This window comes from Anabaena sp. 90, assembly GCF_000312705.1.
GTDB classification, from domain to species: Bacteria; Cyanobacteriota; Cyanobacteriia; order Cyanobacteriales; family Nostocaceae; genus Dolichospermum; species Dolichospermum lemmermannii.
Map to the genome: position 1 here is coordinate 2,408,482 of NC_019427.1, position 22,481 is coordinate 2,430,962.

Annotated in this window: 19 protein-coding genes; 12 read left to right on the top strand and 7 right to left on the bottom strand. The window is 38.8% G+C overall.

What is annotated here, in order from left to right; genetic code table 11:
* Window positions 1–2 precede the first annotated feature (2 nt).
* The 3 genes from ANA_RS10540 to ANA_RS10550 all read right to left on the bottom strand — a co-directional run bounded on the left by ANA_RS10540 (window position 3) and on the right by ANA_RS10550 (window position 4,577).
* Window positions 3–1,208, bottom strand: coding sequence for an ABC transporter permease (locus ANA_RS10540; protein WP_015080050.1), 1,206 nt, complete (start codon window positions 1,206–1,208; stop codon window positions 3–5).
* A gap of 137 nt (window positions 1,209–1,345) precedes the next feature.
* On the bottom strand, window positions 1,346–2,668 hold the full coding sequence (locus ANA_RS10545) for an efflux RND transporter periplasmic adaptor subunit (RefSeq protein WP_015080051.1): 1,323 nt from the start codon (window positions 2,666–2,668) through the stop codon (window positions 1,346–1,348).
* 97 nt (window positions 2,669–2,765) lie between these two features.
* Window positions 2,766–4,577 (bottom strand): ABC transporter ATP-binding protein, encoded by a 1,812-nt coding sequence (locus ANA_RS10550; protein WP_015080052.1) that lies wholly within the window; start codon window positions 4,575–4,577, stop codon window positions 2,766–2,768.
* A 980-nt stretch (window positions 4,578–5,557) separates the two neighbouring features.
* On the opposite strand from ANA_RS10550, the gene ANA_RS10555 reads away from it, so the two are divergent.
* From ANA_RS10555 to mutT, 7 genes are all read left to right on the top strand, one after another.
* The gene (locus tag ANA_RS10555; RefSeq protein WP_041457948.1) at window positions 5,558–5,914 is read left to right on the top strand and encodes a hypothetical protein; all 357 of its coding nucleotides are present in this window, start codon (window positions 5,558–5,560) and stop codon (window positions 5,912–5,914) included.
* 98 nt (window positions 5,915–6,012) lie between these two features.
* On the top strand, window positions 6,013–7,146 hold the full coding sequence (locus tag ANA_RS10560) for a TOMM precursor leader peptide-binding protein (RefSeq protein WP_015080054.1): 1,134 nt from the start codon (window positions 6,013–6,015) through the stop codon (window positions 7,144–7,146).
* A gap of 258 nt (window positions 7,147–7,404) precedes the next feature.
* On the top strand, window positions 7,405–8,523 hold the full coding sequence (locus tag ANA_RS10565) for an RNA-guided endonuclease InsQ/TnpB family protein (protein WP_015080055.1): 1,119 nt from the start codon (window positions 7,405–7,407) through the stop codon (window positions 8,521–8,523).
* A 203-nt stretch (window positions 8,524–8,726) separates the two neighbouring features.
* The gene (locus ANA_RS10570) at window positions 8,727–10,037 is read left to right on the top strand and encodes a YcaO-like family protein (RefSeq protein ID WP_015080056.1); all 1,311 of its coding nucleotides are present in this window, start codon (window positions 8,727–8,729) and stop codon (window positions 10,035–10,037) included.
* Between the two features lie 382 nt (window positions 10,038–10,419).
* Window positions 10,420–11,148: a SagB/ThcOx family dehydrogenase gene (locus tag ANA_RS10575; protein ID WP_015080057.1), complete on the top strand. Its 729-nt coding sequence runs from the start codon at window positions 10,420–10,422 to the stop codon at window positions 11,146–11,148.
* Between the two features lie 283 nt (window positions 11,149–11,431).
* The gene (locus ANA_RS10580; RefSeq protein ID WP_015080058.1) at window positions 11,432–13,447 is read left to right on the top strand and encodes a glycoside hydrolase family 10 protein; all 2,016 of its coding nucleotides are present in this window, start codon (window positions 11,432–11,434) and stop codon (window positions 13,445–13,447) included.
* Window positions 13,448–13,797: 350 nt separating this feature from the next.
* Window positions 13,798–14,220 carry an 8-oxo-dGTP diphosphatase MutT gene (gene mutT / locus ANA_RS10585; protein WP_015080059.1) on the top strand — a complete coding sequence of 141 codons (423 nt, stop codon included), beginning with the start codon at window positions 13,798–13,800 and terminating at the stop codon, window positions 14,218–14,220.
* A 77-nt stretch (window positions 14,221–14,297) separates the two neighbouring features.
* On the opposite strand, the gene ANA_RS26535 is transcribed toward mutT, so the two are convergent.
* The 3 genes from ANA_RS26535 to ANA_RS10595 form a co-directional block, all read right to left on the bottom strand.
* Window positions 14,298–14,459, bottom strand: a complete 162-nt coding sequence (locus tag ANA_RS26535; RefSeq protein WP_158310521.1) for a hypothetical protein — start codon at window positions 14,457–14,459, stop codon at window positions 14,298–14,300.
* Window positions 14,460–14,629: 170 nt separating this feature from the next.
* Complete coding sequence (locus ANA_RS10590; RefSeq protein ID WP_148279043.1) at window positions 14,630–15,208, bottom strand: hypothetical protein; 579 nt, start codon at window positions 15,206–15,208, stop codon at window positions 14,630–14,632.
* Between the two features lie 133 nt (window positions 15,209–15,341).
* Window positions 15,342–16,352 (bottom strand): ricin-type beta-trefoil lectin domain protein, encoded by a 1,011-nt coding sequence (locus ANA_RS10595; protein ID WP_015080061.1) that lies wholly within the window; start codon window positions 16,350–16,352, stop codon window positions 15,342–15,344.
* Between the two features lie 189 nt (window positions 16,353–16,541).
* Here ANA_RS10595 and ANA_RS10600 point away from each other — a divergent pair, with 189 nt between their 5' ends.
* Both ANA_RS10600 and ANA_RS10605 read left to right on the top strand, forming a co-directional pair.
* The gene (locus ANA_RS10600; protein ID WP_015080062.1) at window positions 16,542–18,923 is read left to right on the top strand and encodes a tetratricopeptide repeat protein; all 2,382 of its coding nucleotides are present in this window, start codon (window positions 16,542–16,544) and stop codon (window positions 18,921–18,923) included.
* Between the two features lie 260 nt (window positions 18,924–19,183).
* A complete protein-coding gene (locus ANA_RS10605; RefSeq protein WP_015080063.1) occupies window positions 19,184–19,642 on the top strand; it encodes a CBS domain-containing protein in 459 nt (152 codons plus the stop codon).
* Window positions 19,643–19,657: 15 nt separating this feature from the next.
* On the opposite strand, the gene ANA_RS10610 is transcribed toward ANA_RS10605, so the two are convergent.
* Complete coding sequence (locus ANA_RS10610) at window positions 19,658–19,918, bottom strand: hypothetical protein (RefSeq protein ID WP_041457951.1); 261 nt, start codon at window positions 19,916–19,918, stop codon at window positions 19,658–19,660.
* Window positions 19,919–19,943: 25 nt separating this feature from the next.
* Here ANA_RS10610 and nblB point away from each other — a divergent pair, with 25 nt between their 5' ends.
* The 3 genes from nblB to folP all read left to right on the top strand — a co-directional run bounded on the left by nblB (window position 19,944) and on the right by folP (window position 22,456).
* Window positions 19,944–20,606: a phycobilisome degradation protein NblB gene (gene nblB, locus ANA_RS10615; protein WP_015080064.1), complete on the top strand. Its 663-nt coding sequence runs from the start codon at window positions 19,944–19,946 to the stop codon at window positions 20,604–20,606.
* A 231-nt stretch (window positions 20,607–20,837) separates the two neighbouring features.
* Window positions 20,838–21,563, top strand: a complete 726-nt coding sequence (gene tpiA, locus ANA_RS10620; RefSeq protein ID WP_015080065.1) for a triose-phosphate isomerase — start codon at window positions 20,838–20,840, stop codon at window positions 21,561–21,563.
* Window positions 21,564–21,610: 47 nt separating this feature from the next.
* Window positions 21,611–22,456 carry a dihydropteroate synthase gene (folP, locus tag ANA_RS10625; RefSeq protein ID WP_015080066.1) on the top strand — a complete coding sequence of 282 codons (846 nt, stop codon included), beginning with the start codon at window positions 21,611–21,613 and terminating at the stop codon, window positions 22,454–22,456.
* The last annotated feature ends 25 nt before the right edge of the window (window positions 22,457–22,481 follow it).

Here is a 22,481-nt window from a genome sequence, read left to right on the forward strand (position 1 = left end):
AATCACCCACTTCTCAGGGCAACAATTGGGTCTAACATTGCTGCTTGTCGGGCTGGAAATACACCAAAAATCAAGCCTATACTCCCGGATATTCCCACGGCGACAACAATCGCATATAGAGGAAATTGAGGAGTCAAAGGCGTGAAGAAGGCTAACGGCATAGTTCCCCCAACTCCTACAATTATGCCTAGCAAACAGCCAGAAAGAGAGAGAATAATTGCCTCAATTAAAAATTGCGCTAAAATATCATTCTGAGTTGCCCCAACTGCCTTACGCAACCCAATTTCTTGAGTACGTTCAGTCACAGAAACCAACATAATATTCATAATACCAATGCCACCCACTAACAAAGAAATAGCCGCAATTAATGCCAATAATAATGACAAAACACCAGTTACCTGAACTACCAATTCTTGAAACTTCTTATTAGCAAAAACAGCCACATCTTTTTTCCCATGTAGTCGAGCCAGAATATTAGTAATTTGAAAACCTGCGGCGCGAATACTATCTCTATTTTTGGCAGTCACTAAAATATAACTGAGAGGAATATCAGATATTGATCTGCGTCCCACTAACCTATTAGCAAATGTTGTGAGGGGAACAATAGCAGTTTGATCAGAATTCTCCCCACCAAATGCACCCTTTGATTGCAATAAACCAATCACTTGAAACGATATATTATTAATGAGAACTTCTTGCCCTACAGGATTTTCATCGCCGAAAAGTTTCCGACTAGTTTCTGCACCCAAAACAGTAACTTGAGCCTGTTCTTGCTGTTGTATTTGGTTAAACATTCTGCCAGTGACAAGAGTAAGATTCTGCACAGCAAGCAAATCGAACGTAGTGCCTTTAACAGTTGTTGATGTTAACTTGTTATTAAAACTAATTGACATTTTTTGCTCATCTATAGGCGCAACTTTGCTAACACTAGGAACTTGAGCTTTAATTGCTTCTGCATCTGATAACACCAATTGAGCATCAGGAAATTTCATGCCTTCATCATCTTCAAAAGTGCTATATACCGTCAGTTGATTTGCTCCAAACGCCTCAAGTTTACCCAACACAAGATTCTGTGCGCCCTGTCCAATCCCAATCATACTAATAACTGAAGCATTGCCAATAATTATTCCCAACATAGTTAATCCGCTACGGAGTTTATTAGCAGCGAGAGTTGCAAAAGCCATATTCACACTTTCCAGCAAATTCATAATTTAAACTCATAAAAAGAGAAACTTACATAAAAAACACCCAACCACCTAACACAAAAAATCTCTTAAACTCTCATTCCTCCGTGTCCTCTGTGCCTCTGTGGTTCGTTTATTTAAATATTTTTTATTAGAAGTCCCTAAGATCCAGTAACACGATCAATACCATCAATTAATTGATTAGCTGGTGGTTGAATAAAAACCCGTTCACCCTCAGAAAGCCCGCTCAAAATTTGCGTTTTATCACCAGAAGTAATTCCTACCTGTACAGGATGAAATTTTGCTTGATTATCTTTATCTGGTAACAGTACACCCACCTGCCCTCCCTTCCCAGAAACCACCGCAGCCGAAGGAATAACCAAGGCATTGCGAATGTCATTCACCAAAAAAGTTAACTTCACATTTAGCCCTACCTTGAGTTTATCTTGACCCGTTGCCAAAGCAATCTTGACTCGCATAAAAGTGACATTTTCTTCCTTAACTCCTCTAGGAGCAATCAGACGGACTTTCCCTTGAAAAACTTGATCAGGAAAAGCATCAAGGCGAATTTCTACAGGCTGATTTTTCTGAATTTGCGCCATATTCACTTCGGGAACTTTAGCTTCTATTTCCAAACCACTGGATAATTCAGCAATGGAGGCACTAGTTCCCCCTTCATTGGTAGAAACAGAAGTATTTGGAGTTACGAAGTCACCTGCTTGGGCAAAACGTCGGGTAATTAAGCCAGCAAAAGGGGCGCGAATGAAAGTATTTTCTAACTGATTTTCGTAAAATTGTAATTGGGCAGTTGCTTGAGCTACTTCAGCACCAGCTTTGGTAATTTCCTCAGTTTGATAACCGGAAAGTAGTTTTTTCACTTGTTGTTGGGCAGATATCAGACTAAATTTAGCTTGTTGTAAGTTATCCCTAGCGCTTTTTTCTTCGTTCAAGACGGCATCTAAATCATCACGGGATACTGCTCCTTGAGATGTAGGATATTGCCTGCGCTTGACTCGTTGAGAGGCTAATGCCAAGCGAGATTGAGCTTCCCTCACTTGCGCCGTGTACTTACGCACATCAGCTTGAGCTATGGCAATTTCTTCCGGTCTGTAACCCTTACGCTTTTCTTGTAATTCGGCTTTTGCCTTCCATAACAGCGCTCGATACTGATTCACCTGGGCTTGAAAGGCTTGACGCTCCATTTCTGCGATTAATTGTCCTTTTTGGACAGAACTACCTTCATCTACATAGAGTTTGGCAATTCGACCGGCTTCTCTTGGGCTAATATTAATTTTGCGAACTGGTTGGACAACTCCATTGGTTTTGATTTTAATGTTTAAGTTGCTGGTAGTGACAGGGACTGTTAAATCTGTAATATCATTTTTGCTTGGTTGATACCAATGGCTGAAGTAAGCAATACCCATTCCAGATAAACCAAATGCAGTCAGCCCAATTAGCCAAGGAATCGGATTTTTGATGTTCATGACTGATGGAATAACGAACCACAGAGGCGCAGAGGACACAGAGAAATGAGAGTGGAAGATGATTTCTGCGTAAGTCCTAGAATTAAGTTTTTTTGTATTACACTCCGTACTGTTCTACCTGCATATTCCATAGGGATGTATATTCTCCTCCCAGTTGTAAAAGTTCTTGATGAGTACCATCCTCAATTAAATGACCATCTTTGAGGACTAAAATCCGGTCAGCCATTCGCACTGAGGCTAATCTGTGGGTAATTAGGATGGTAGTTTTGCCTTCAGCTAGTTCCACAAACCGCAGGTAAAAATCACACTCGCTGCGGGGGTCAAGGGCTGCGGTAGGTTCATCTAAAAGTAGTAGTTGGGCTTCTTTGCGAACAAAAGCACGAGCTAGAGCTAATTTTTGCCACTGTCCTCCAGAAAGTTCTGTACCGCCAAACTGTTTACCCAATTGTGTATCTTCCCCACTGGGAAAATCATCAACTAGTTTGACGATATCGGCTTTTTCTACTGCATATCTAAGAATCTCTCGATGTTCTAACGCTGCTAAATTTCCTAATGCAATATTTTCGCCCAAGGTAAGTGAGTAATGGCCAAAGTCTTGAAAAACCCCCGCAATTTGCCGCCGCCACTGTTCTAAATTTAAATCTCTAAGGTCTATCCCATCAACCATAATCCGTCCTGTGGTGGGGTCGTAAAGCCTCGTTAATAGTTTGACTAGAGTGGTTTTACCTGCGCCATTTTCGCCAACGATAGCGACTGTTTGTCCTGGGTAAAGGGTAAAAGAAATATCCTTGAGTGCTAATCTACCATCTGGATAGTGAAAATCAACTTGCTCAAAAGTAATACCTGCACGAATCGGAGTGGGGATTTTTTCTCCGGGTATGTTCAATACCATGGGGGTAGGACTGTCGAGAAAGTTGAAAAACTGCTGCATATAAATAATATTCTCGAACAAATCCAACCAATGACTGACAAATCTTTCTAAACTATTCTGGAAGTAAGTTAATGATTGTACGAACAGAAGTACACTTCCTGGACTTAACAGTCCTCTAAAGGCTTGTTTGACTACCCAATAGAAAGAAAATCCGTTTCCTAATGTACTCAAAATAGCTAAACTAGATGACCAAAATGCTTGTTTACCTCGCAAATGACCCATGGATTGATGTAACGATTGAAATGCTTGTCCGTAAAGCTGCATAAAAAATGCACCTAGCTGAAATAATCTAACTTCTTTGGCATAGGTGTCAGTTAGCATTAAAGAGGTGTAATACTGCATTTTTCGGGCTTGAGGACTGTTTTCAAATAAGGTGATCCAAATCTCTCTACCATATTGGGAAGAAACTACTATTTGGGGTATAGTAGCGATCGCAATTACCAATGGTATCCAAAAAGCCAGGGGAATTAATAGCCCAATTACCACGATTAAAGTAATCAATGAGCGACTTAATTCCACCAAGTTCTCAACTAAGTTTAAGGGTTTATAGCTAACTTGTTGTTGCAGAATTTGTAATTCATCATAAAATTCAGCATCTTCAAAACGGCTCAAGTCAGCAAAACTATCAGCTTTTCGCATTAATAATAAACTAATATGAGCCGCTAATTTATCATTGAGATTTCCTTGAAGTGCCAATATCCAAGGATAGAGAAGGTTTTCTAATAGCAAAGCTCCCACCCATGCTGCTACCAAATACCACAAAATTGAATCATCTAATGCTTGACCAGTTGTTAAGGCTGTAGCAACAGTATCTACTACCAGTTTGGTAATCCAAACACTAACCCCAGGAAGAAACCCTTGCAATAAAGTCACAGCAATTAAAAACACCATTTCTTGAGGTGCTGCTGTCCATAACAAGGGTAAAGAACGAAATAAAATTCTAGTGTAGTCTCCAAACCAAACTCTTAAATCGCTCATTAATTAAACCTGAATTTTTATAAAGGGTTAGATAATTCTCTGATTTCCGAAAGTTTGATATTTTCTGAGTAATAACTAGATTTATCACTTGGGAGAGTTTATTTTTCAAGAATCAAATTTTATCCTTTTCCAACTTAACCAGCAATTAGTCGCTGCAAAGTTGATCAGGAATTTTTTCGGATTCTGCTATCTATTACTTTAATATTCTACTTTTGAAAAATTTTGTTCTCCACTTCTTAGGGATGAATATTTCAAAAATTTTCAAATGTCTGTTGTTCAGAATTTTCACGGATATCAAAACAGCCTAGAACCAATATAACCTTGATCATTAAAGGATGATCAGATATTTTATTTGCTATTTTTAGATAAATCCTGAAAAGTAATCAAGTCTGATAACCTTACTAAAGGAGTAATTATAAAGAAATAGAGCTACGCTTTTAAATCGGTCATAAGCATTATTGTAAATTCGCTTTAACTATAAAATTATTCTCTGTTACAAGAATTTTCATTCACCATTAGCACGATTTCATAAATTTATTCCTCCTCTATCAAGAGATAAAACAATACTACTTAAGAAAGAAGAAAATTATCTAGAAAAAGATATTCTTGTAAGAATCGGATAAGCAAACAAAGACATAATTGGCGACTCCGAAAAGAGCAATTTTCATAAAAGACAAGGTTTTACAGAATATAAATCCCATCTGATAGTTCCCCACACTAATCAGAAAGTGATTTTGCTCTTTTGTGGACTAATACCGCAGGGCGGAATTAAAAATTAACAATTAAAAATTAAAAAAGCAGATTGTATAAGCTTTTTATGAATCTTTAATGGTTAGTTGACTTACGCCGTTGTGGACTAGTGTAATTTTGAAGAATTTGTGAAAACTGGTTGATTGAAAAATATCATTCCAGCTTTTTATCAACTTGAATAGAGATTTGCAAACAGGTTATTAAATTTAAGTTCAAAGGAGTAGATGACAATGCTTGCAGAAAAAACACTCGACCAACCAATATATATAGAAATGCGTTTGGTAGATCAAGCAGACAAACTAGAAAGACTTCTGTTGTCTGAGGAGGAAATAGCAGCTTTAGAAAAATTAGCAATGTCGGGAGAATTCGACTCTGAAACCACCCAAAGATGGTTTGCTAATTGGGGTGGTGGTGGTGGTGGATGTGGACACTGTAGACACTGTAGACACTGTAGACATTGCAGACACTGTAGACATTGCGGCGGTGGCGGTGGATGTGGTGGTGGTGGTGGATGTGGTGGTGGTGTTGGTCATGCAACAGTATCAGGTGTATTGGAGGACACTGATGAAATTGGATTTGGATACTAACTAAACCTAGAGAAATAACAGAATGTAGAGACGTTACATGGAACGTCTCTGCATCTAGAAAACGCACTGACAAGCATTCAATTCCTAAAACCAATTTTATGAAATTAAATGATGGTAAGCGGTTACGGCTATTAGAACACGTTGTTATTAATGTGATGCCGTCAGATTGTAGTGGCGAAGAAAGTATGATCTTCAATACGACACGGCGAACTTTGAGAGTAAAAGGTCAAGCTTTACATAATGTGGAAAACATTGTTTTACCTTTACTAGACGGCTCTCGAACCATAGGAGAAATCCGCAATGCAATTGGCGAACAATTGACAGATTCTTCCCTAAATCAATGTTTAGAGTTTTTGATGGACAATCGCCTAGTAGAAGAGTCTCTAGAAAATACAAATGATTTAGATAGTCGTGCTTATTTACTTCCTCAAATCAGCCTTTATCATGAATTAGGCTTTGACCAAAAAGATGCTCGAAAAAACTTAGCCAATGCGAGGATTGCTGTTTTTGGACTGGGAGGTTCGGGACTGATAGCAGCAATTAACCTAGCTACTGCTGGGATTGGTTTTGTCCGTTTGTGTGATGATGCCTGTATCCTGCCGGCGGATTCCCTGATGATGTCAGGTTCGGGATTGAATAAAATTGGCACTTTTCGCAGTGTAGAAGCAGCGCGACAGATTGAGTCCATTGGCGGAATCACCGAGGCTGAGATTGTCACAGATGGTTTAAATGACGACGCAACCATCACTTCTTTGCTGGAGGACGTTGACCTTGTAATTGTCGCTACTGATGCCGTATCTGTGAATCTAGCCTATCGTCTGAACAGACTATGCTTGAAGATGCAGCGCCCATTGCTACCCGGTGGAGCGGCTGGGGTGGAGGGAACTGTCGGTCCGTTGGTTTTTTCCCAGGACAAACCCTGTTATCTATGCTATCGGATGCGGTCTATGGCTTGTTCCAAGTTTCCAGAGGCGGAATTGGCGGTTGAACAGTTGCTCAACCGAGAACGACGTTCTCAACCAAGGCTACGGGAAAATTTACCGATAGGTCAGATGTTGGTGGGTAGCTATTTAGCTCTTGAGGCTGTGAAAATGATGCTCGGTTTGGCGATCGCTACTGACGGAAAACTACTACATATAGACTTACTTGGCACAAAACTTACTCATAACGTTGTCCTCAAAAAACCAGGTTGTCCCCATTGTTCAGCCAAGATAGGGGTAGAAACAGCTTGATAATTTCTACCCATAACTAGCCTTATGTTACTGTTTGTCCAAGTCTTCAATAAGTTGATCAACAAATTCCCTTAACCGTTGCTGCTGTGTTAGGGACGGTTTTAATTTTTTCTCTGACCCCAGGCAACACCTTAAACTGCAAAGGTGATTTATCGTACGCTACCTGATTTTGTGGTTTAAATTTAATCCGAGGCATTGCCAAATCCTAATATGTCTGATATACTAGATATCATAGCCCAACATTGAAAGGTCGAATCAATGCTTTTATCATTCAAAACTGCACTAATTCCAAATAACCGACAGATTACAGCTTTTCGCAAAGCCTCTGGAGTAGCTAGACACGCCTATAACTGGGCAAATGCTCAAATCATAGATATTTTAGCTACTCAAAAAGAAGGCGAAAAACTTAAATTACCATCAGCTATTGACTTGCATAAAAAGTTAGTTGCTGAGGTAAAATCTGAGCATATTTGGTATTACGAAGTTAATAAAAATATCCCTCAGAAGGCGTTAGCTGATTTACGCCAAGCATGGGATAGGTGTTTTAGGAAGACATCAAAACAACCACGATTCAAGAAAAAAGGTCAACGTGATTCTTTCTATTTAGAATCAGGAACTAAGGCGAAACCGTTAATTAAAAACGATGGTAAAAGAATTAAATTACCGTCAATCGGCTGGGTACGTTTAGCCATACCTTTACCGATTACAGCAACTCATAATTGCGTGATTTCTAGACAGGCTGATAAATGGTTTATTTCTGTTAAATACGAAGTTGAAAAACCTCCTATACTTGCAGACAGACCGACCATTGGTGTTGACATTGGTATCAAAGAATTAGCAGTTTGCAGTAATGGTGAAGGATTCTCGAATCCTAAAGCCTACCGCCATAAGAGTAAACGCATGAAACGTTTACAGCGTAGTGTGAGCAGGAAAATTAAAGGCTCTAATAACCGTAAAAAAGCTGTGAGAAAATTAGCTAAATTACACGCCAAAGTTTCTAATATTCGCCAGGATTCTATTCACAAATTAACCTACTATCTAGCTAAAAACCACAGCATAATTAAGATAGAAGATTTGCACGTTAAGGCATTTTTGAAGAACCACAAATTAGCAGGTGCAATTGCAGATTGTGGGATGTATGAATTTAAAAGGCAATTAGAGTACAAAACTGAGAAGTTTGGCAGTGAATTAATCCTTGTGGATAGATTCTTTCCTAGTTCCCAAATATGCTCTAACTGCGGTAATCATCGTCATAAAATGCCATTAAAAAACCGCGTTTATATTTGTCCTGATTGTGGCTATAAAGCTGACAGGGACTTAAATGCAGCGCGTAATATTGACCGATGGTTTGTGGATATTTTTATCCCTGTAGCGTAGCGGTTCCTTTTAGGAACTACGGTCAGAAACGGTAAGTTCTACCGAGATTGCCTGTGGAGCGGAAAAACCTCTTAGAAGCCATTCTAAGACCGTGATGAAGCAGGAAGTAAACACTAAGGTTATCGCTGTCCAGATGTGTCTAGACTTTGGTAATTTTGGGTAAGTTTTATAGAACGGAACGGAAAAAGATAGGAGAGAACACAGTGAATACAGCGATTGCAAGTCCCCGTTGGCAAGATCTAGTCAGCCCCCATACTGGCGTTATCCGCTCCTTAGATAGATTCACCAAGCCTTATACAGAGTTCGATTTTCCCGTTTTGTGGCAAGCCGAATTAGCCAATTTTCAGCTTCGTAAACAGTCTGATGATTTACGCTACGGTGTCGGTAGGGGCATGACGGATGAACAAGCCATTTTTGGGGCTGTGGGGGAAGCTATAGAAAGATACTGCGGTGGTATTGTTGATTATCGGCAAATAATTGTTAGTAGCTACGAAGAATTAGGTAATCGTGCCGTCCCTTCGACCGTTTTTTCTCCTTTTTCTGACCAACAATACTCTCACCCAACTTTCCCTTTCCCGGCCTTTAATCCCACAACGCAGACTTCGTGGATGAATGCCCTTTCCTTAACCAGTAAGCAACAGGTTTTAGTTCCAGCCTTCTTGGTTTATTTAGACTGGGGTGGCGACCAACCAGGAGATCATATTTTACCTGTTAGTTCTAACGGTATGGCTAGTGGACCATCTTGGGAGTTTGCTGCCTACCGGGGTTTGTGCGAATTAATTGAGCGTGATGCTTTCATTATTACCTGGTTAAATCGCCTCCCTGCCCCACGCATCTATTTTGACCACCTACCAGGAATTGAGACGGAAATTGCTCGCCACTATGCCCGATTTGGCATTGAGTTAGTTGTCTTCCAGTTGATTACTGATATTCAAGTCCCAGTTTTCATGGCCATGTTAATTGACCGTTCGGGCAAAGGTCCCGCTGTGTCCACTGGTATGGGATGTCATCTTGATGCACCAACGGCTTTCCACAAGGCAGTTTTTGAAGTTTGTCAAGCTCGCTTTGGTGACATAGAACGGATGAAAACTGGCGCTGGGGCTAATCTCCATCAATATAGTGATATTCAGAATTTAGATGATCACAACGCTTTTTTTTACACAACGGCTCGGCTAGGTGAGTTGGATTTTCTATTTCACCATGACCAATCTTGCCAAGTTGAATATTTACCAACTTATGAATCTGAGTCTGAAGCAGAGAATTTGCAATCAGTAGTTGCCAAGTTAAATTCAGTAGGTGTTGAACCTTATGTAGTGGAAATTACTGCCCCTGATATCGCCTCTCTTGGTTTTCGAGTGGTGCGGACTTTAGCCAGTGAAATAGTCCCTATATATTTTGGTTATGGACAAGAACCACTGGGGACTCGGCGGTTATTCGAGGTCCCAGAAAGGTTGGGTTATGGTGGCCGACGGACTAAAAATGACTTAAATCCCTGCCCACATCCTATGGCTTAAAACAGCCGTCAGCGGGTTGTTGATTAAACCCAGAATTAGCTTACTATACTCAAAACGGTTGGGACATGGACTTTTGTAAAATCACGAAAAACCTAGTAGTCCGTCAAATTTATTTTGACGGGTTTTTGGTAGTGCGGGCATACTTCGACAAGCTCAGTACAAGTCTTGCCCGCGTGAGCGAGACGCTCACACTACAGGGCATCTTGCCCGCGTGAGCGAGACGCTCACACTACAGTCCGTCATTTTTGGATTGACAGACTACTAGATTTGTAGGGGTTTAGCATTGCTAAACCCCTACCCGCTTAAATCAAATAATTAAGCCGTGTTGAGTATAGTTGAATGCTGATAGGTGATAGTTTGTTAAAACGAGGAAATTAGCACAATGCACACAGCCAATGAACCTCTGGAGTTAGCTCTTCTCTATCATTTAAACTCTCCAGTCCCTAAAAGTTATGTTAAGCGGGTTCCGGCTACTGAACTGCGATATCTGCCAGAAGCTCCTTTTCTGGAATTGCCAAAAGCACCACGTGATAACCCGCTGTCTGAGCTTTTAGCGCGACGTACTTCTGTGCGATTATTTGAGCATCAGGTAATGCCACTTGTCGCCTTAGCTCAACTGCTCGACTCAGGATGTGGACTCAACGGACTGCGGGAAGTGGATGGTCAATGCTATGAGGCTCGTAACTCTCCTTCTGCGGGGGGGCTTTATCCTCTGGAGGTGTTCGTATCCACACAAGCGGTAGCAGGTTTGGTTAGCGGACTATATCACTATGAACCTCGCGGACACGGGTTACATTGGGTAAATGATGCAGTCCCAACAGATTTTGTAGAACCATTATTGCAGCAAGATTACATTCTCAATGCCAATGCTCTGTTTGTATTCACATCGGTTTTTATGCGCTCAATGGGCAAATATGGGGCGCGGGGCTACCGCTTTGCACTTTTAGAAGCTGGTCATCAAGCTGAAAATATCTGCTTAATGGCTGGGCAATTGGGGCTGGACAGTCTTTGTATTGGTGGATTTCATGATCTGGGTTTGAATGCTATGTTGGGTATTGATGGAGAACGTCATGCTGCTCTTTATTGTGTTGCTGTTGGGAGGAAGGGATAATTTTTTTAGGCTTCGCCCCGCTTCGCTAACACGCAGAGTCTCAGAGGCTCAGAGAGGAGGAGTTTGAGGAATTTTTCTTTACTGTCATTAGGGACTTCCAAATAAAAAAATGTCCCAAAACTAACGCAAAAACCCTCTCTATTTCTTCTCTCTCTGTGTTCTCTGTGCCTCTGTGGTTCGTTTGTTCATTTATTTATTGGGATAATTTATTTCCCGGAAGTCCCTTAGCAGCTATGACTTAAATATTGCTAAATTAACAAAGGATGCAACTATCTCATTCAATATGGTATCTAGTTCTATAAGATTCTCGGATATTCAAGGTCATTGGTCCCAAGGGTTTATTGAAGCTTTAGCAGCACGGCGAATTCTCAGCGGGTATTCTGATGGAACTTATCGCCCTAATAACCCTGTGACTCGGGCTGAATTTGCAGCTATTATCGCTGCAATTTTTTCCCTGCCTGTCAAACGGGAATATGTACCTTTTGTAGATGTTCCCCAGACGCATTGGGCGATAAACGCGATTAAAAAGGTCTATGAAACTGGATTTTTAACGGGTTATCCAAATCGGCGGTTTGGGATAGATGAAGGTATTGCTAGAGGTGATGCTTTAGTAGCAATGGTCAATGGCTTAGAACTTGCTGGTCAAGTTGACCTAGATTTAGTAAGTAAACTAGCAGAAATTTATCAAGATGGATCTTTAATTCCTTACTATGGGATTAATCAAGTCGCGTTAGCAACTCGTGCTGGTTGGGTAGTTAGTTATCCGAACAGAAAAATACTTAATTACAAAAAAGCCGCTACTCGTGCAGAAGTCGCAGTAATGGTTTATCAGGCTTTAGTATATTTAGGAAAAGCGGAAAAAATCCCGACTGATTATATTGTTGTTCCTCCAACCATCCCTAAACCTACCACTGCTCATACTGTTAAGCTAAATCATCGGCGGGAATTTCGGGGGGCTTGGGTTGCGTCTGTATGGAATAGTGATTGGCCTTCTCGACCGGGACTGGCTGTGGAACAGCAAAAAGCCGAATTATTAGCGATTATTAAACAGTTACAAGCTTTGAATTTCAATGCTTTAGTTTTGCAGGTAAGACCAGAAGGTGATGCTTTATATGCTTCGGAATTAGAACCTTGGAGTGCTTGGATAACGGGAACTCAGGGAAAAGCCCCATCACCATTTTATGATCCTTTGGAGTTTGCGATCGCCGAATGTCATCAACGCAATATTGAATTACACGCTTGGTTTAATCCTTATCGTGCTAGAGCAAATAGTCAAGTTTCTACCGTTCGTCCCCACATTGCAGTTACAAACCCCGAAGTTGTTTATCAATGGGGTACTCAACAATGGATGGACCCCGGTGCAAAAGTCGTTCAGGACAGAGCATACAACGTCATTATTGATGTTGTCCGTCGTTATGATTTAGATGCTATTCATTTAGATGATTATTTTTACCCCTATCCCATATCTGGTCAACCTTTTCCTGATCATAAAACCTACGCAGCATATCAAACCAGTGGGGGTAAACTAAATATAGAAGATTGGCGACGCGAAAACGTCAATCAAATGGTATTGCGACTTTCTCAAGGAATTAAAGCCACCAAACCTCATGTAAAGTTTGGAATTAGTCCCTTTGGTATTTATCGTTCTGGAGAACCTGCGGGAATTGTCGGTTTAGATGCCTACAGTGTCCTCTATGCAGATTCTAAAAAATGGTTACAGCAAGGCTGGATAGATTATATTGCTCCTCAACTCTACTGGCGTACTGACCAAACCAAACAAGCCTATCAAACTTTACTGCAATGGTGGACCGAAATCAATACTAAACAGCGTCACATCTATGCAGGTAATAATCTCGGACAATTAGATGGTAAGGAATGGAAAAATAGCGAAATTGCCAAGCAAATTCAGATTTCTCGGAATTTAGCAGGTAATTTGTCTTTAGGTAATATCTTTTTTAGTATGACTGGCATTCAGGAAAATCGCCAAGGCATCGCTGACCAATTTAAAACCTATTATCCCACACCTGCCTTAATTCCCACTATGTCATGGCAAAGTTCCATTACGCCACCACCTCCCAAAAACCTCAAGTTTATGGATGGTAAATTAAACTGGGAAGCAGGAGATGATCAACCTGTGCGTTCTTGGACTCTGTATTTGCAAAATAGCAATAATTGGCTAATTCAACGCATTTTATCCGCTGGTACTACCTTTGCGACAGTTCTACCAGGAACTTATGCAGTCTGTGCTGTGGATAGATTAGGGAATGAAAGTGCAGGTATGATGATTACCGTAACTTGACAATTAGCAAGTTGGGTTTTCTCCAGTCAACCCAACTACTTTTTAACTTATGTTTTTTCCAAAACCTATAAGTTTTTTCAATCAGATTTTCAAAAAAAAGCGCATTCCTCTATATTGTCAATAATCTTGAGAATATTCTCAATAATTGCCCCTAAAAACGTTCATTTCAGGACTTGATATTCTCAACTATTTTTTTTACAATAATTTTGATTATGATCCAAGGGTTATTTTTTATTTAATTTATTAATACATCAAACACCCTCTTAGCAAAATTCTCAAAATAAATATGAACTCGGTAGATATATAATTAGTCTACTGAGTTTTTTTATTTATTGGTACTGAGTAATTATATGAATGAAAGTAGTTCTTCTATTCCTCATAAAATTATTGGTGTTGCTGTTATTTGGAATGACCAAAAACAGATTTTAATTGATAGACGACTTCCTACAGGTACAATGGGTGGTTTATGGGAATTTCCAGGGGGGAAAATTGAAGTTGGTGAAACTATTCAAGAATGTATTAAACGAGAAATTTCGGAAGAGTTGGGTATAGAAATTGTAGTTAGAGAACATCTGATTACTATTGACCACACTTATGCTCATTTGCGGGTGACTTTGATAGTTCATCATTCTCAGCATTTAGCGGGTGTTCCTCAAGCCATAGAATGTGATGAAATTCGCTGGGTAAGTTTGGATGAATTAGATAATTTTACTTTTCCAGAAGCGAATGGGGAAATTATTGCGGCTTTGAGAAAATATCATCAGGAGAATTGATAAATTAGATAGTTATTAGGAAGGGTTTAGCAATGCTAAACCCCTACGAAATCTGAATTTAATTATCAATTTTGATTTTAACAAAAACCTGTTCCTTGGCATTTTTGACATTTTGAGGATCTGCGTGAACCGTAAGGTTGGATTCTCCCTGTACCTTGACAGGAAGAACATTCAGTTTTATGTTCTTTGTTCTCAGAACTGTTAGTATTTTGAATGTCTGGTGATTTTTCATTAGCCATGATTTTTGCTTTTATTTGCTGCTTTATTTGATCTGGGAATATCGAATTTATTTAGTTAAAACAAGATAGGTTAAAATTACATAATTGATATAATGCGTCACAAAATTACTATTCAAGAATGATAAAAAAAGCGAAACCTTTCATAAGTGAAATATTAATTCTCAATATCATCAGCCGCAGCTTAGGGATTTGTAATCTACGTTCCAAATCCGAGCTAGTCCCTTAGCACTTAGTTCTGCTCTAATTGAATCTTTGGCTTGACAAGCCTCGGAAATCATTTTGATATAATCACGCCCAATCTCACTCTCACTTCTTTGTTTTTGAATATCTACTAATTGACGATTAGTTTCAGCATTTTTTTGATCAGGTGAGCTAAAGGAATGAATTACACCAACAACTCCTTCTATTTGATTGCCTCCTGTACCATTAATATTATTAGTGGGAGTGGTACGTATAATTGCAAAACCACAACTACCACCGCAGTTTGGATAGTTTAGAGATCCTATATTAGAGTTGACGTTTGCATAATTATTTGAGCCTGTTTGTAGTAGTGTTGTGGGAGTAACTGTTACTGATCCAGCGCTTTGTGTAATAGGAGAGGTAACAGAAGCTTGTTCTGTTGTAGACGTTGCAGACTGCGTTGTATCTCCTCCTCCTGATAATGCTTTATCTATATTTATTGAGAAAGAGAAAAAGCTTGTTAGTACAGCAAATAAAATTGGATTTATTGATCTGTTTTTATTATTCATGAGTGTTGGCATAATTGTTTTTAGTGATTTCAATCTATAAAAAGAAGTGGAGATCGCTATCCATAGAAAAAATGCGATAGCGAAGCTCCGTAGGAATCGCCAGTCTCCAAAGCAAGAGTCATCTAATAAACACTTATGGACGAGTCAACGCTCTCTTGAAATGAGTTTCGCTACCTACTAAATCCCCAACATTCTCAAGCTGAAATCCATTAGCTGCGGTTAGAGGTACTGAAGAACCAGGAGTACATCCAGCACTCTTGCGCCCCTCTAAATGGATGTGAGAGAAAGAACCATTTGCAGGGTTTTGCGAAGATGTAGTGCCTAAAACATCACCGCGATTAACAGTTGCTCCATTCTGAACAGAACGGTTCATATGACCAATTAGCATACTCCGATTATTGTCTATTGATAGACAAACTAAGTCCGAGTTAATGTGATAAACTTTTCCAGCCGCAGGAGCAAGTACCGGGCGGTTAGCAGAACGATTTTGGTCTCCCCAACAAGCATTATTGCTACCAAAATCTTGACCCACTGATAAATCTAGGGCATAGGAATTTTGATGAGATACAGAGCCTCGATATCCTTGACATACATACCAAGTTTCACGCGATCTGAATGGTAGAGTAATCTGACCAGAAGGAGGTGGTGGTGGTGGAGTCACTGTACCATTCCTAAACCGTTGATTGGGACTGTTACGATCGCATTGCCATACGTGGATTTTACCGCCATTGTCACGGGTGGGGCTGTCTACACAGAGATTTGTGCCTGTACGTTGAATCTGAGAGAGGCCATTACCCAACGAGATGATATTGAAATTCTGGTCAGGATCGTTAGCGTCGCAAGGCCAAGTATTAACTACACCTCCATTTGTTAGATAATGTGAATTTAAACACTTGCCAGTAGAACCATGTCGAAGGAGAGTACCACCACGATTGCCAGAGATGCGATCAAATTGTTGATCTCGGTCAGTAGAACTGAACTCCCAAAGCGACATAACAGGATTTCCATCTACTTTGCGGAAATTGTTGTTGGTATTGAGAGCCTTATTGCTACCATCAACGACAAAGTTTTCGGCTAAAGCGGCAGCACCACCAATAAAGGTAGCAACTATCGTAAATAATACAAGAAGGTTAAATTTCTTCATGTTTTCTCTCTTAATTGACTGATTTTTGTTTTTTCTATGTCTAAAGTTTAATGCCGTGTATTCAGTGTGTCAGTGGTTTAAAGTGTTGTGTTGGGTTAATCTAATAAGTGATATAAAGTAACTTCAAGTGACATTGGGACTCAAAAATGAGATAAACTACAGCTTAGATTACTCAGTGTGAAATCAGACATGAATGTAGAAGACGCTATCAATTTTGCAAGTACGTTAGTTCATCAACAAACAAATAAACCTTTAAGCACACCTCAAACTATTATTATTCGTGAACTGTGGTTAAATCGTGAACTTACATATCTAAGTATTGCCTTGGCTAATGGATATACTGAAGACTACATTAAGCAAGTGGGAAGCAAACTGTGGAAAACACTAAGTGCTAAGACCGCATTAGGAGAAAAAGTTACCCAAGAAAATTTTAAGGTGGTTTTCGAGAGAAGATGGAATTTACAATTACAACCACCTCCACCTATCATTGACAATCATTTTGTAGGTCGGGAAAGTGCATTTACCCATATTAACGACCTCATCAATAAAGGTGCGAAAATCATTCTTATTCAAAGTCCAGGTGGTGGTGGAAAAACGACTCTTGCCAAGAAATATCTGCAAAATATGTTTAAAATAGTCATAGAATTTCCTATTGCCAGAGAAACAAAAGATATTGCCTCAATAGAAAGTTTATTAGAGGAAAAGCTGCGTCAACTAGGAGAAGAACCTGGACGGGAGTTGATGGTATCCTTACAGCGATTAAAACAGAAACTTGAAACAGAGGAAATAGGCATATTAATAGATAACCTCGAACCTGCTTTAGATGCTTCTGGAAAGTTTATTGAACAGCATCGTAGTTATGTAGAATTGTTGCGAGTTTTAACAGATTCTAAAGTTAAATCGCTTACCTTAATTACCAGTCGTGAAAAATTGCATGAAGCGAGTATTGAAATTGAAACTTATGGGCTACCTGGTTTAACTTTAGCAGCATGGCAAGAGTATTTTAATCATCAAAAGATAATAATAAATAGTGAATCTCTGCAAGAAATTCGTGATGCTTTTGGTGGTAATGCTAAAGCAATGGATGTTATTAGTAAAGCAATAATACAAGATTATGATCGTGATTTAGAAAAATATTGGTTCAAAAATAAGGAAGATTTACTGATTGAATCCACATTAGAAAACTTAATTAAAGAACAGTTCAAACGACTTGAAGAAATTAATCTTCATGATGCTTATAATTTACTATGTCGTATGGGATGTTATCGTTATCAAGATGTGCCAACTGTACCAGAAAAAGGTTTATTTTGTTTACTTTGGGATGTGGCAGAAAATAAGCATCAAAAAATTATTAGAGTTTTAAAAGAACGAGGTTTAGTTGAATTTAATCATGATGATTATTGGTTACATCCAGTAATTCGGAAAGAAGCAATAGATAGATTGATAAATAGTGAAGATTGGGAAAAAGCAAATATACAAGCAGCAGAGTTTTGGACTGAAAGTGTTGAAGAATTTAAGACTATATACGATGTAAATATAGCATTAGAGTCTTACTATTTATATCTACAAATTGGATCTTTAGAAAAATCTAGAGAGGTAATTTGTCAAACCAGAATAAATCAATTTGATGAAGTTGAACATCTTGGAAATTCCCTAATGAGATTTGGGTTATTAGAAAAATTAATAAACGTAATAATAGAAGTAGGAGAAATTGATGGATATTCATTTGTTTTAGCAAAACTTTATAATATGTTAGGTACAACATATAGATTAATAGGAAAAATAAGAAAAGCTATAGAATGCTATTATAATTCAAAAAAAATATCTGGAAAATGTTTAGAAGATAAAAATTATATAACAAATATAGATTCTCAAGATAAATTTTGGATAAAGCGGATGAATATACTTGCTTTATTGCATCAAGGAATGTGTTACTTAGAATTATATGAATTAGAAAAATCATTGATTTATTTTGAAGAATTATATTATTTGATCAATAAAAATAAAGATTGTGGAGAAATTTCACAGAAAATTGGATTATGGGAAAATGAGACAGATCAATTTGATGGATTGGCTTATGTTAACTCTTGTCTTAATAAAAGGAACAAAGCTGAATATTTTGCTAACATAACATATGAAAGAATATCTAGGACAGGCATCAGTGGTTGGGGAAAAAGTTTTGAAGCTATATTAATTGGAATAACTTATAAAAATATAGGTGATTTTGAAAAAGCATTTGAAATGTATTCTAAATGCGTTCAATTCTCTAAAAATTATGCTTTTTTACAATGTGAAGCAAAATCTTTATATTGTTTGGCAGAACTTTACCGAATCCAAAATAACTTTAAAATAGCGCTTACCCATCATCAAGAATCAATCGAAATCTTAGAAAAAATTGGTGCAAAATGTGATCTAGCAGAAGCATACTTTCAACTAGCATTAACCTATCAAAAAATGGAAAATAAAGCCAACAGTGAAGAATATTTTCACAAAGCAATGGATCTTTGGAGTCCCCAACAAATAGATGCACCCAAGCAAATCGAGCGAGTATTGAAAGCAATGAATGATTAAAAATTATTTGTGTGATGTGGGCAATATTCAATAAATACTAAATTAGTTGATGCGATCTCTGTACGTGGAGATATTTATGGTTTTAATTAATTGAAAAATTAGGCTTTTATGGTATAATGGCATTACTAAAAGTGCTTTTTCAACAAAAACAACGTTTATTTTTAAAATGAAAAGTAACAATCTATTAACTGTATTTTATTTGTTACCAATAATTTCCTACAATAGTTAAAAAGACTTTTATAAAAGGTGTAAGTAAAAAAATGTCTAAAACCGTTGCTGACGTAATGAGTCGTGATCCTATCCTTGTCCATCCTCAAACTCCCTTAAAAGAAGCTATCCAAATTCTGGCAGAAAAACACATTAGCGGTTTACCTGTAATTGATGACGCAGGTAAATTAGTCGGAATTATCTCAGAAACAGATTTGATGTGGCAAGAAACTGGTATAACTCCCCCTGCATATATCATGATTTTGGATAGTGTGATTTATTTACAAAATCCTGCAACCTATGAACGAGATTTACATAAAGCTTTAGGACAAACCGTAGGGGAAGTTATGAGTAAAAATCCCCTAACTATTTCTCCTGATAAACCATTAAGAGAAGCTGCAAAACTAATACAAGAACACAAAGTTCATCGTCTCCCAGTCCTTGACAATGCGGGTAAGGTAATTGGTATTCTAACTCGTGGTGATATTATTCGCACTATGGCCGCAGAGTAGCAAAGGAGAGAAATATTATCTGACAACTAACAACTGTACGGGCGAAGCATTTGGAGAACTATTTTTGGCAATGACTGATAATTTATCTTCCAAATGCTTCGCCCCTACTGACAACTGTACGGGCGAAGCATTTGCAGAACTATTTTTGGCAATGACCGATAATTTATCTTCCAAATGCTTCGCCCCTACTGACAACTGTACGGGCGAAGCATTTGGAGAACTATTTTTGGCAATGACTGATAATTTATCTTCCAAATGCTTCGCCCCTACTAACAATTAACAACTGACAAAGGACAATTAAATGAGTGTGTCTGCTGATAGTATAAGAGAATTACTGCGTTCTGACAATTTAGGCGATCGCTTGCGTGCAGTCAATCAAATTCGGGAACTAGAACCACAAATCGGTTTAGAATTAGTCCAAATTGCCATTCAGGATAAAAGTGCGCGTGTCCGTTATTCGGCCGTAAGTCAAATGGATACCCTGGGAACACAGGATTTACCATTATCCTTGAATATCCTCCGAGGTTTACTTCATGATCCAGAAGCAGATGTTCAAGCAGCCGCAGCAGACTGTTTAGGTGCGCTGAAATTACATGACGCTTTTGAAGACTTGCAACAGCTTTACCAAGAAACACCAGAATGGCTGGTACAGTTTAGCATTATTGCGACATTAGGAGAATTAGGAGATCCGCGAGCCTTTGAATTGCTTACCCAAGCACTGGCTTCCGATAATGGCTTAATTCAAACTGCGGCCATTAGTTCCTTTGGTGAATTGGGAGATCCAACAGCAGTTCCTCTCCTAGTTCCATACAGCACTAATCCAGATTGGCAAGTACGTTACAGAGTAGTACAAGCTTTAACTCGTTTGGGTAGTGATGAAGCTAAATCTATTCTAGCAACCTTGGTAAATGACGAAGTAGAGGCAATTGCCAAAGAAGCAAAAGCTGGTTTGCAGTTAGTTTAATTTAGTAGTTGCGTTTACGTAATCAAGCGCAACTGCTCACCTAATTTTGGCAAATAGCTTAATTTTTGATTCATACAAAAACTCTATCTAAGTTAAAAAACCAACCATCAGCCTATATTACTACTGACGACTATTTCTGTGACTCAGTGAATTCTGCTTTGTGAATAGTCCTAAAAAAGTAGTACATTGAAAAGTGCATCTAGTAGCATTAAAATCTTGATTAAATCACCTGTGCGGAAAATCGTTATTGCTGGAAACTGGAAAATGTTTAAAACCCAGGCAGAATCCGCAGAATTTTTAAGCGGATTTTTGCCTCACCTGGAGGAAACCCCCTCAGAACGAGAAGTGGTATTATGTCCTCCCTTCACCGACTTAAGCCTGCTGTCCAAATCTTTACATGGTAGCCGTGTAAATTTGGGCGCACAAAACGTCCACTGGGAAGAACATGGAGCATATACAGGCGAAATTGCCGCCCCCATGCTCACGGAAATCGGTGTGCGTTTTGTCATTGTTGGACACAGTGAAAGACGGCAATTCTTTGGAGAAACTGACGTAACTGTCAATCTCCGTCTTAAAGCCGCCCAAAAGCATGGACTCACACCCATTCTTTGCGTTGGGGAAACTAAACAACAACGAGACGCAGGGGAAACAGAATCAATAATTAGCAACCAATTAAAAAAAGACTTGGTAGATATTGATCAAACTCACCTAATTATTGCTTATGAACCAATTTGGGCAATTGGTACTGGTGATACCTGTGAATCCAAGGAAGCAAATCGGGTAATTGGCTTAATTCGCAGTCAATTAACTAATCCCCTAGTTCCTATCCAATATGGCGGTTCAGTCAACCCGAATAATATTGATGAAATTATGGCACAACCAGAAATTGACGGCGCTCTCGTTGGTGGCGCTAGTCTAAAAGCTGATAGTTTTGCCAGAATTGTCAACTATCAATAATGGGGATTGGGGATTGGGGATACATCAATTAAAAGTTAAAAAATTTCATGTCTAACAACTTAACTATCCGAGATCACTGTTTTACCTGGGGAAAGCGGACTTATCTCATGGGAATTTTGAATGTCACCCCGGATAGTTTTAGTGATGGTGGTAAATTTAACACCACCTCAGCGGCTTTAACCCAGGCAGAAGCAATGGTTTCGGCTGGTGCTGATATTATTGATATTGGTGGACAATCAACCCGTCCAGGGGCAGAACAAATATCCCTAGAAGCAGAACTTGAGCGGGTGCTATCTGTCTTGGAGTTGCTACGTCCAATTATTGATATTCCTATTTCTATAGATACAACTAGAGCAGAAGTAGCTAAAGCAGCAATTATCGCTGGAGCAGATATAGTTAATGATATTTCTGCTGGAACATTTGACCCCCAAATGTTGCCAACTGTTGCTAGTTTAAATGTGCCGATTGTCTTAATGCACATCCAAGGAACTCCCCAAACTATGCAAAAATGTACTGATTATGAAGATCTAATTGCTGATATTTATAACTTTTTATCTGAGCAAATTACAAAGGCTACACTTTTGGGAATTGACAAAAATAAAATAATTATTGATCCTGGTATTGGTTTCGCTAAAAACCATGACCAGAATTTAGAAATTTTTCGCCGCTTAAAATCACTAAAAACACTTAATTCTCCAATTTTGGTGGGAGCATCTCGTAAGAGTTTTATAGGTAATATTCTTAATCAACCAGATCCGAAATTGCGAGTTTGGGGAACAGCCGCAGCCTGTTGTGCAGCCATTTTCAATGGTGCAGATATCCTCCGAGTTCACGATGTTCAGGAAATGCAACAAGTTACTTTAGTAGCAGATGCTATTTATCGTGAAGGTTAGGAGTCAGTAGGGGCGAAGCATTTGG